Origin of the sequence: uncultured Sanguibacteroides sp. (assembly GCF_900543425.1) — a bacterium.
Taxonomy (GTDB): Bacteria; Bacteroidota; Bacteroidia; order Bacteroidales; family Marinifilaceae; genus Gabonibacter.
Genome location: NZ_UQRQ01000022.1, coordinates 42,601 through 53,864, shown reverse-complemented (window position 1 = coordinate 53,864; position 11,264 = coordinate 42,601). Strand labels below are relative to the sequence as shown.

Sequence of the window (11,264 nt, the reverse complement as noted above, 5' to 3'; positions counted from 1 at the left end):
GCCCGGATATGAGTGGCGCTAATATAAAGCCGCAGATCATCGAGAATTACGATGGAGAAGATATAAGGTTAAATGCAAACCTGGTAATGAAGGTGGTCGATTTTCCGGAATTGGCTTATTTTAAAGGTCATACTTTAATAACGACGGATGGAACGACTTTGTTGGGTGCCGATGATAAGGCCGGAGTGGCTGAAATCATGACGGCTGCCGAATATTTGATTAATCATCCTGAAGTGGCACACGGAAAGATTCGCATCGGGTTCACTCCGGATGAGGAGGTTGGTCGTGGGGTCGATTTCTTTAATGTCGGGAAATTCGGGGCTAAGTTTGCCTATACGATTGACGGGGGATTTGAGGGCGAGTTGGAATATGAAAATTTCAACGCGGCCAGCGCTAAGATGGTTATTCAGGGACGTAATGTTCACCCGGGATACGCGAAAGACAAGATGATCAATGCCTTGCAGGTGGCAGCCGATATAAACAGTTTACTTCCGGCTTGGGAACGTCCGGAACATACGGACGGATATGAAGGTTTTTATCATCTGGTAGGTTTAGGTGGTTCGGTGGAAAGTGCTACCATCGATTATATCATCCGGGATCATGACCGGGAAAAATTCGAGTTGAAAAAACAGTATATGACCAAAGTGGTTGACTTGTTAACCCGGAAGTACGGAGAAGGGGTGATTACATTGACATTAAAAGATCAATACTATAATATGCGTGAGATGGTAGAGCCGCATCCGGAAGTGATTGACAAAGCTTTTCAGGCGATGAAGCAGGCCGGAGTAACTCCTATTGTGCGTCCGATACGGGGGGGAACTGATGGAGCACGCCTTTCTTACATGGGATTGCCTTGTCCGAATCTGTTTACCGGAGGTATGAATTTCCACGGAAAATTTGAGTACTGTTCTTTGGATACAATGCATAAAGCCATGCAGACCATTTTGAATTTGATTCAACTTTGGGCAAAATAAAAAATAAAATTTAATGGAGAACGAGGCTGCTTTTTTCTGGTAGCCTCGTTTTTTATGGTTAGATTTGTAAGGTAAAATAACAATGAAAATAGGGGATAAATGACGGAAAAAACACGTGCACCGAGGCAAACCAATATGATATTATTTTCTCCTCCGAAACATTCGGAGGATTTGTATATTCCCGCGGAGACATGGGAATTTCTGTGCCATACTTTGTATCTGAAGAAATATCCTTTTTTATTAGGTCCCAAAGGGTGTGGAAAGTCGTCCGTTGCTAAAGAGTTGGCCGAGGCTATCGGAATGGATTTTTTTGCCTTCGACATGGGACAGGCTTTTAAACCCAAAAAGATGTTTGTCGGGGGATTGATTATCGGAGATGACGGGAAGACAAAGGCTGTTCGTTCCGAATTTTTTAAAGCTTTCACCTCCTCCCGGCCTACGTTGATGTTTTTGGATGAGTTGACCCGGATCCCCATGGTGGCTGCTAATTTTTTAATGACGATACTGGATAGGCAGCAGTCTTATATTTACGATGAGGACTCCGGGATACGTTATAATAAAGGAGAAGATGTGTTGTTTGTAGCTGCCGGAAACGTGGGATTCGCTTATGTATCGACCCAACGTTTGGATACGGCTTTTGAAGATCGGTTTATCAAGGTACGACTTGCTTATTTGACTCCGTCCGAGGAAGCGGATCTGATTTTGGATCGTTATCCCCAGGTATCCAAAGAGGCGGCCAGAGAATTGACTAAGGTGGCTGAAATATTGCGGTTGGCAGAACAGAGGGAGACCCTCTCCGTTTCGCTTTCTACTCGTCAGGTACTGGATGCGGCAGCTTATTTACCTTTAGGATATCGGTTAAATGAAATCATTGAAAAAGTCATATTGACGAATTATGTCATTACCGGGGAAGAGACGTTGGCCCGCTCCTTGGTTCAAACTTTATAACGGTTTCCGATGGACTTTCGAAAGATAGAGGAAATATACGAGGAGCAATTCATGGATCGGGATTGGTGGGGAGATTTCCCGCGGGCCCGGAATCTGGTCGACCGGAATTTGGGTACGACCGATATCTTGGCCCTGGTTCCTGTCTGTGCCCGGATTGCTTACCATGTTACCGGGGAGATTCCTAAGATGGTATTGTCCAATAAAGCACCGAGTTTGGCGATGAATCCCAGACAGATTGCATTAAACCTGAAATTGTTGCGTTTGGCTTTTTCTGACGAAATAAGAGTATATTCGTTTTTTGGTCATTTTGTGCATGAAATGGCACATATGGTGTATACCGGGAAGGAGATCAATCATTTAGATTCGAAAGATTTGAGATATACTCATTTACAGTATGAGTTGATTCATATGCTGGAAGATCGCCGGGTGGAGTCCAAATTGGTCATGGATTTCCCGGGATATCATTTTTATCTTTACGCTGCCCGGCGTTTGGATATGGCTATGGGAATAAATGCCGTTGAGGAGCGGATCGGTTTTTACGGCGGTCCGGGAGAGAATAATGAAAGTAACGGATCGGACGGGTCTGAAGCCCTTTTGGATTATATTTGTTCCAAAATATTGTATCCTAATATTCTGGAGTACGGTTCATACCGGCGTGAAGTATTGTCTTTTCCGATGAACAGACAAAAGGTAATAGAGGTCGATTCTATATTGGAGGGAATAAAGAGATATGCAGATTTGACTTACTCGGATGTCGAGAAATACGCGGAGGTATTAGCCCGGTTGTTTCGACATGCTGATTTTTGTCCTGATAATTTTTGCCTGCAGGAGATGAAAAACGCACTCAGGGGAATAGAGGATTTTAAAACGGATCAGAAAATCAAAATGGCGGAGTCTGTCATTAAAGACATGCGAAAGACCTTAAATCCCGAACCGGTATATTGCCATCAGTCTTTTGTTTCTTCCGAGCGTTCCAGGTTGGAGTGGAAAGGAAATTTGGGTTGTTGTGACCGGATCGAGGAAGTCGAGGCGGAGTGTGCTAAAATCTCGGATGCTTTGCTCAATCGGGCTAAAGAACTTGCGGCCCGGATACAACTGACTCTTTCCATGTTCTCGGCTAAAATGGATAGAGTCCGGACCGTTTACGAGCAGGATTCCGGTGAATTGGATGAGGATGAATTATACCAGGTTCGTTATAATCGTTATATTTTTCAGGAAGAAGAATATACTTCTTCGGTGATTTTGGAAGTCGTCATTCTACTCGATTTATCCGGTTCTATGGTAACGGGAGATAAGATCGAAATGCAAACGGTAATTTCGTTGGCTCTCGCTTTGGCTTTCAGTAAGTATCCCAATCTCATTCGTTTCTCTATTTATGGTCATCGTTGTGATACGGAGAGAATAGAGATTACTCGTTTTTACGAGAACGGTGAAAAATTGCAGTGGGGAAAATTGTTTTCACAATCGGCTTTAAATGCCAATGCCGACGGTTACGCTATGCTTTATTGCTTTGATAAATTTAAGTCGGATACAAAAAACAAATTGTTTTTTATGATTTCCGATGGAGCGCCTTCTGCCACCGGCTATGACGGGGAGAATGCCCGGGAACACGTGTGGGAAGTCGTCCGGGAAGGACGCAGGCGGGGTATCGAGGTACTCTCTGTCGGCATCGATAATTTTGATCAGGCGGATATGTACGATGAGTTTATTCCTTTCTCCGGGGTCGAAATTACAACCAAAATATCTCAATGGATTCGTAGAAAGTTTTCTTCTATTGCGGATGCCAACTCTTTTTAAATGAATTGAATTAGTATAAAAAAACAGCATCTTCCCGATGCTGTTTTTTTATTGGATTAAAGTCCTAATTTTTTTCGGATCGCTTTGGGAATGGCGTCTTTATGAACCATAATAGCCACCGTTTGTAAGCGGCAATAAGGTTCCGACATGTAGAGGTAGCCACCGAAGGGGTTGCTGTCTGCATTCCACGAATTTTTGGTTTTATAGTAGAGCGTACCGTTTTGGTCTTTCAATAAACCCGTGATGTGCATCAAATGGTCGTCGGTCGTCTGACGGTTGTCGAACCTGAATTGACGCTTTGAATCGTCGATTCTCATCTCTGGTACGGGTTCTTCGAAAGAGGACATTTTAGATTTTCTTTCTTTTTCGCTTAATGTTTGCCATTTGTCGATTTCGGCATTGATCATTTCGGAAGGTTCGTCGGTCGGCAAGATGGCTAAACCAGCTCCGTGGTTAAAGCTGTTGTGGCTGACGTCTCCATCCCAACATACGGTATATCCTTTTTTCAAAGAGTTGTTCATGATCTCGATCAATTCATCGATCGGAAGGTTATAGTAAATTCCATGAGCCCAGTTGTCGGGGATAGGAAGTACGACCTGAGTATAGAAAGGAAACTCCTGAAAGGAGGTGATTTCCACGTAATCGTCCAGATTGAGTCCTAAAGAAGCCTCGAACGTTTTGGGAGTATATTCTTTCCCTTTGTAGGTGAATTTTTCCGGAGTAGCTCCTAAGTAGGTATCGATAATGCTTTCGTAAGCTTTTGGCCAAACCGGGGTAAGACGGCGGTTCGGGTTTTTATTGATACCGTCCAACATCCCTTTTAGAGCTTCGACTAATTCTCCGTGGATGTGAAAATCTCTGCCGTATTGGAGTCCCGTGTATACTTCTTCCGGAACAATACCGTATTTTTTTATCATGAGGATGACATCGTGTGCCTGTCCTCCTTCTCCGAAGTTATTTGAACCGTGAAACTGGATATAACGGATTCCTTTTTCGTAGTAAGTATTTTTGGCAACGAATAATTCGGAAAGATCGTATTCCGGTTTTCCCATTCTTAATAGTTCGGATTCCAAAAAGGAGAGGGCGGCATAATCCCAGCAGGTACCTACACTTTGTTGATCCTTTACCGGCGTGGTTTTAAGATCGGCAATCGTTTCGAATTGGTAACCGGAACGGGGACCTCCCTGTTTTTGTGCTAAAAGCATTGTTGCACCCGTGAAAACAATCACGGCCATCAGTAAAAACTTTCTAATCATAGCGGATAATTTTTTTTATTGTTGCGGGCGCAAGGTAATCAAAAAAATTAAGGATATACCGCTTTATTTTTACAATTTCTTCCATTTAACGGCATCTGCAATGATATAGAATCCGGGATGAGACAATTATATTTTTTCCAAGTATAGAAGAACTATCCGTTATTGAATCGTTACGATAACGCACTTTTTGTGTTTGAGTGCGCTCCGATAAAATTTTAATAGTTTTTTATAACCGGTTTCATATAAAAATTCGAATAGTTCGGCTTTGTTTTTGGTGTTCCATATATCCGGATAGATTCTGCTTTTGGTGAAAAGATCCGGGGAGAATCTTTTATAAAGAGTTCTTTTGTTTACATTTTTGAAGGCAGAAATGATGGCTTCCAATTCTTCAAAACAGGTATAAGCAACAAAATCATTATCTTCGTTCTCGCTGAACAAGTGTGAACCTACGATAGATTCACTCAGGAGATTCTCTTTCATCGGAACCACGGCCGATTTTCCGGTAAGTAAAAAATGAAGTCCGTCCCAACTTTTGTCTATATCGATTGTTTCGTATCGAGGGTCTTCATTGATTTCGGATAGCTCTTCAGATAAATCTTCATGATCCAGCTGAAGCAGACGGTCAATAACATCCGGATCGACCATCTTGTAAGACGCGATCATTCCCATTTGCACTGTTTTTTAGTTAGTAAAGACTATAAAAATAAGAATTTTTTGTCAAATAGGAACCAAGAAATAGTATTTATTTTATTTTTTAACGGAGTACACTTCTTCTCTGGTACACTTTGTGAGCTAAATATTACCCATAAGACTCTATAAACGATCGTTTTATAACATTCTCTTTTATTTATTTTCGAACATGTTTTTGTTGTGTAATTAGTTGAATATTAGCGATTAATTTTTATATAGTTTTTTTGTATCGTCTATATAATTATTTATTTTTGCGTATTATTAAACGATCGTTTAATTAATATAGGTTTCGGATGAGCTTTTTGTAGGTGTATGGTGTTAAGTAAAAGAGCTAATAGTGTAAAGTTCAAAGATTTGTATGAAAAATTATTTCATAGTTTATTGGCTATTGCCTGTAAATATGTGGATCATAGCGAAGCGGAAGATATCGTTCAGGACACTTTTTATAAACTCTGGTATTCACCTCATCTGTTTATTGATGGAAATGAACTTCAGTATTACCTTTATACCGTTGTAAAAAATAAATGCCTGAATCATATTCGAGGAAAGAGTATAAAAGAGAAATGCCTGAGCCATTACGAGGTGGAATCTGAAGATTATTTTTGTAATGCGGTGTTGGAAGAAGAGGTTTTTATTCGATTGAGACAGGCGATAGAGTGCTTGCCGGAAAAATACCGGATTGTTATCAATTTGACCTTGGAAGGGTTCAAAGATAAAGATATTGCGGAACAACTCGGCATATCTGTCGATGCTGTTAAAACGCAGAGGAAGAGAGGAAAAGAGTTGTTAAGAACGGGACTTGACCATACATTCTTAATTTTTCTTGTAAATTTAATTTGATTTTTTGTCACTTTTTGACGGGTGGAGTGTTTTACAATAAAAATCGGTCAAGAATGATAGAGAATTATAATGAAATAGACGAAATTGCGGATTTGATTACAGCCCGGATAACCGGAACGATCGATGAAGCGGGAAGAATGAAATTGGAAGACTGGATTCTTGCTTCGCCGGAAAACGCTCGTTTGTATGAACGGTATACATCGGAAGAGTTTATTGTCGATAAATTTCGTTTTATTGCCGAACACGATATTTCGGCTTCTTATCAGGAGTTGATGTTAAAAGTGAAACGAGCGGAACAGAAAAGAAAAGTTCGTTTTTATCGTTATGCCGGCGTGGTTGCTTTTTTCATACTGCTTGGGGGAATATTGTATCTCGGAAAAGAAAATATTGTTTTGTCCAAGCCTGAAAAGGTTGCACGAATTATTCCCGGAACATATAAGGCTATACTGACGTTAGCAGACGGGAGTCAGGTGGATCTTTCCGAAATTAAGACCGATCGAAAATTAGATAAGGAGGGAGCTCATATGCGGATCATGTCAGGAGCTATCCGGTATGCTACATCCGATACTTCCGTTATGGAAGAGCAATATCATACGATATCCATTCCCCGGGGAGGAGAGTATACGCTGACGTTAAGCGACGGAAGTGTTTTGCAGATGAATTCGGAATCAGAGATCCGTTATCCGGCTTCTTTCCGGAGCGGAACCCGGGAGGTTTTTATGAAGGGGGAGGTTTTTTTTCAGGTTGCACGGGATACGACGGCTCCCTTTGTTATTCATTCGGAGCAAGGGGAAATACGTGTGTTGGGAACCTCTTTTAACGTGAGGGATTACGGTGATGAAAATTTCCTTGAAACCACGTTGGTAAATGGAAAAGTTGCTTTCGAGAGAGCCGGGGAACAATATACTTTACTGCCTGGGGAACAATTGAGATTGGATAAACGGAGCGGTCAGACGGCCGTTATGCCCGTGGATACCCGTCTGTATTGTTCTTGGACAGAGGGAAGGTTCGTTTTTGAAAAACAGCGTCTGGAAGATATCATGAATACACTTTCCCGTTGGTATGACATACATGTGTCTTATGAAAATCAATCTTTAAAGGATGTTTTGTTTACCGGAAATCTGAAAAGATACGGGGAGTTGGCTCCCATACTGGATATGTTGACGTTAATCAATAAAATAGATATAGAAGTTGACGGTAATCGTGTTATGATAAAAGATCGGAAATAAAAAGTCGGAAGATACGCCCATATCTTCCGACCTAAAACCTTCCCGGAGGGTATCCGGAAATAATTATTCATCTAATTCACAAATGTATGAAAAAAAAGTTCAATTATCAAGGTCGTGATTATGGCCTTCGAAAATGCTATGTCACAATGAAATTCACCATTTTATTTATGTTTATTTCTATCCTCCAATTGAGGGCGGAAGTGAAATCGCAGGAAGCGTTGTTTAATTTAAAGATGAGTAACGTTTCGTTAATCGAGGTACTAAAGTCGATAGAATCTCAAAGTGATTATACCTGTTTGTATAGTTACGAGGAGGTGTCGAAGGTAACAAACCTTGACTTGGATTTTAAAAATGCAACTGTTCAGGCTATACTGGAGAAGTGTTTGAAAGGAACGAAGTTGCAGTATAGAATTGTTGATCAGACAATTGTTATTCGGAATACAAAAGTTGTCCCGCAAACTCAAAAAGTAGATAAGAAAACTATTAAAGGACGGGTGGTCGATTTGGAGAAGATCCCGTTGCCGGGCGTAACCGTTATCATAAAAGGGACAACCTTGGGTTGTGCCACGGATACGGCAGGACGTTTTCAATTAGTGCTTCCGGATATAAAGGATATTGTTTTGGAAGTTAGCTTTATCGGGATGGAAACGAAAGTCATCAAGTTGAAAGATATTAAGGATAAGGAAATTCTCGATGGGAAAAAAGAGTTGGATATTGTTCTGGTAGAACAGGCCGAGAGTTTGGACGATGTGGTCGTTACGGGGTATGCCAATGTACGTAAAGAGTCTTATACCGGAACTTCGGTTCGAATAGAGGGAAAAGATTTAATGAAAGTGGCCAATCGAAATGTAATTTCGGCCTTACAGGTGTTCGATCCCTCGTTTCGCATTATGGAAAATAATCTGATGGGATCTAATCCGAATGCGATTCCCGAATTTTACGTCAGAGGACAGTCGGGAGTGGGGGTGAGAGAGTTGGACGTGGCTGATGTTTCCGAAGCGAAGTTGAAAAATAATCCGAATTTACCGATCTTTATTTTGGATGGTTTTGACGTGAGTGCCGAGAAAATATACGATATGGATCCGACCCGTATCCATAGTATCACGATCTTGAAAGATGCTGCCGCAACGGCCATATACGGTTCCCGGGCTTCTAACGGGGTGATCGTGGTGGAGACAAAAGCTCCTAAAGCCGGAAAATTGAACGTGAATTACAATTTTGTGGGTAGTTTGACTGCTCCGGATTTGTCCAGTTACGATTATTTTGATGCCAGAGAGAAATTAGCAGCGGAAGTGGCTGCCGGGTATTATAAATTGAACGAAACCGGTAATAATATCATAACTATTTATGGTAATTATATGGAAAAATTGAATGCCATCAATAAGGGAGTGGATACCTATTGGTTAAGTCAGCCTTTGCGTACGGGATTCAATCATAAACATAGCGTATACGTGGACGGGGGTAACGATGCCGTACGATATGGCTTCGAGTTGCGATATGACAACGAGAACGGGGTGATGAAAAAATCGTACCGGAATAGGATCGGGGCCGGTTTTTATATCGATTACCGGTTGAAAGATTTGCAAATACGGAATCATGTTTCCTACGATCGGGTAAATGCCAAACATTCGCCTTTCGGAAGTTTTGCCGATTTCGTGAAACAACTGCCTTACAACGAGATGAAGGACGAAACAGGGCATTATACACCGGAATTACCTCTTTACGGGAGTGGCAATTTCCCCGTGAATCCGATGTATGAAGGAATGGAAACCAAAAATTTCAGTAAAAACTATTACGAGGAGTTCACCAATAACTTTAGTTTGGATTGGTATATCACGGAGGCATTTCGTTTTAAAGGGCAAATCGCTTTGACCAAACGGATAGACGGTTCTAAAAACTTTTTGGATCCGAAATCGGGGACTTTTAGTGGGGTAAAAGAGTATAACGGGGAGAAAAAGGGTTCTTTGGCGGTTTCAGACGGAAACCAATTCCGTTGGACGACGAACTTGTTGTTGATGTATAATCAGACATTCGGACACCATTATCTGACCGGAACTTTAGGATTGAATACGACGGAGTCCGTTACTTCCGGTACTTCCGCTTTTTATCGCGGATTTCCTTCCGGAAACCTGAGTTCGATTATGTATGCCCAGGAGCAGGTAGGGAAAACCAACGAAACGGATAATCATACCCGGCTTTTTGGAACATTTTTAACCTTGAATTACTCTTATAAAGATATCTATTTGTTTGATGCCTCTTGTCGTTTGGATGGTTCGTCCGAATTCGGTTCCGACAGGAAATGGGCTCCTTTCTGGTCCTTGGGAACCGGCTTGAATTTGCATCGCTATCGATTTTTGACCGATAATTCTTGGATTTCTCAGTTGAAATTGACGTTGACCTACGGACAAACCGGTAAGGTTAATTTCCAACCTTATGCAGCTAAAGATATTTACGAGATTTATGATAAGAACTGGTATATTACCGGTATGGGAGTTCAGTTGATGGCCTTGGGAAATACCTCTCTCGGTTGGGAGGTGAAGAATAGTGCGAACGTGGGAGTGGAACTTACCTTGAAAGAGGGTTTATTTTATCTGAAAGGAACCTACTATTACGAAAAGACGAAAGATATGATCACGCAGATCGATATTCCTTCCTCTTTCGGTTTTACCAAGTATTATGACAATTTGGGAGAGGTTGAAAACCGGGGGTACGAGTTCCAATTGCGTTCGGATATATTGAATAAAAAGGACTGGTTTGTATCTGTTTTTGCCAATCTTTCTCACAACAAAAACGAGATTTTAAAAGTATCCAATTCGTTGAGTAATTATAACAATAAAGTAAACGATTATTACGAGGATTATAACAAGAGTGAATTTGAATCTGCTGATGAAAAATACGCCAAGCCTTTTTTGAAATACGAGGAGGGGGGCACATTGACCTCCATATTCGGGATGAAATCCTTAGGGATCGATCCGGCCAGCGGACAAGAGGTTTACGTGAGACGGGACGGAACCATCACCTATGATTGGGAAGCCAATGAGCAGCAGATTATCGGCGATACGGAACCGGCAGCCAAAGGATCTTTCGGTTTTAACTTCGTTTGGAAATCGCTTTCCGTCTATGCTTCCTTTATGTACGAATTCGGAGGTGAACGGTATAATAATACTTATCCGACGCATATCGAAAGTGTGGATTTGTGGAAATACAATGCGGATAAACGGGTATTTTCCGATCGATGGATGCATATAGGAGATAAAACACCCTTGAAAGATATTAAGGATCGTTCGGCTATTGCCCGTCCGACCTCCCGTTTTGTACAAAAATACAATACGCTTGATTTTAACTCTTTGAGTATTGCTTGGACGTTTGATAACGATTGGGTAAGAAAATTGGGATTGAACGTGTTGAAATTGCAATTTAATACAACGGGATTGGCCCATTTCTCAACGGTAAAACAGGAGCGGGGAACCTCTTATCCTTATGCAAGAGTGTATGATCTCTCTTTAAATATAAGCTTCTAAATCTAAAAA

General features: G+C 41.3%; 8 protein-coding genes. 6 read left to right on the top strand and 2 right to left on the bottom strand.

Going from position 1 to position 11,264, the window contains the following annotated elements; translation table 11 throughout:
* From pepT to QZR76_RS11460, 3 genes are all read left to right on the top strand, one after another.
* Positions 1-974: peptidase T (gene pepT / locus QZR76_RS11470; protein WP_294142960.1), on the top strand; the 974-nt coding region annotated here is incomplete at its 5' end.
* Between the two features lie 99 nt (positions 975-1,073).
* Positions 1,074-1,922 (top strand): AAA family ATPase, encoded by an 849-nt coding sequence (locus QZR76_RS11465; protein ID WP_294142959.1) that lies wholly within the window; start codon positions 1,074-1,076, stop codon positions 1,920-1,922.
* 9 nt (positions 1,923-1,931) lie between these two features.
* A complete protein-coding gene (locus tag QZR76_RS11460) occupies positions 1,932-3,719 on the top strand; it encodes a hypothetical protein (protein WP_294142958.1) in 1,788 nt (595 codons plus the stop codon).
* A 56-nt stretch (positions 3,720-3,775) separates the two neighbouring features.
* Here QZR76_RS11460 and QZR76_RS11455 read toward each other — a convergent pair whose 3' ends face one another.
* Together QZR76_RS11455 and QZR76_RS11450 are read right to left on the bottom strand one after the other, a co-directional pair.
* Positions 3,776-4,975, bottom strand: coding sequence for a C1 family peptidase (locus tag QZR76_RS11455; RefSeq protein ID WP_294142957.1), 1,200 nt, complete (start codon positions 4,973-4,975; stop codon positions 3,776-3,778).
* A 159-nt stretch (positions 4,976-5,134) separates the two neighbouring features.
* Positions 5,135-5,644, bottom strand: coding sequence for a YfbM family protein (locus tag QZR76_RS11450; protein ID WP_294142956.1), 510 nt, complete (start codon positions 5,642-5,644; stop codon positions 5,135-5,137).
* Positions 5,645-5,977: 333 nt separating this feature from the next.
* On the opposite strand from QZR76_RS11450, the gene QZR76_RS11445 reads away from it, so the two are divergent.
* The 3 genes from QZR76_RS11445 to QZR76_RS11435 all read left to right on the top strand — a co-directional run bounded on the left by QZR76_RS11445 (position 5,978) and on the right by QZR76_RS11435 (position 11,255).
* A complete protein-coding gene (locus QZR76_RS11445; RefSeq protein ID WP_294142955.1) occupies positions 5,978-6,505 on the top strand; it encodes a sigma-70 family RNA polymerase sigma factor in 528 nt (175 codons plus the stop codon).
* Between the two features lie 53 nt (positions 6,506-6,558).
* Positions 6,559-7,734, top strand: a complete 1,176-nt coding sequence (locus QZR76_RS11440) for a FecR family protein (RefSeq protein WP_294142954.1) — start codon at positions 6,559-6,561, stop codon at positions 7,732-7,734.
* A gap of 86 nt (positions 7,735-7,820) precedes the next feature.
* On the top strand, positions 7,821-11,255 hold the full coding sequence (locus QZR76_RS11435; RefSeq protein WP_294142953.1) for a SusC/RagA family TonB-linked outer membrane protein: 3,435 nt from the start codon (positions 7,821-7,823) through the stop codon (positions 11,253-11,255).
* The last annotated feature ends 9 nt before the right edge of the window (positions 11,256-11,264 follow it).

Coding starts and splice junctions, on each gene's coding strand:
- QZR76_RS11465 (WP_294142959.1), top strand. CDS start 1,074: ATGACGGAAAAAACACGTGCACCGAGGCAAACCAATATGATATTATTT.
- QZR76_RS11460 (WP_294142958.1), top strand. CDS start 1,932: ATGGACTTTCGAAAGATAGAGGAAATATACGAGGAGCAATTCATGGAT.
- QZR76_RS11455 (WP_294142957.1), bottom strand. CDS start 4,975: ATGATTAGAAAGTTTTTACTGATGGCCGTGATTGTTTTCACGGGTGCA.
- QZR76_RS11450 (WP_294142956.1), bottom strand. CDS start 5,644: ATGGGAATGATCGCGTCTTACAAGATGGTCGATCCGGATGTTATTGAC.
- QZR76_RS11445 (WP_294142955.1), top strand. CDS start 5,978: ATGGTGTTAAGTAAAAGAGCTAATAGTGTAAAGTTCAAAGATTTGTAT.
- QZR76_RS11440 (WP_294142954.1), top strand. CDS start 6,559: ATGATAGAGAATTATAATGAAATAGACGAAATTGCGGATTTGATTACA.
- QZR76_RS11435 (WP_294142953.1), top strand. CDS start 7,821: ATGAAAAAAAAGTTCAATTATCAAGGTCGTGATTATGGCCTTCGAAAA.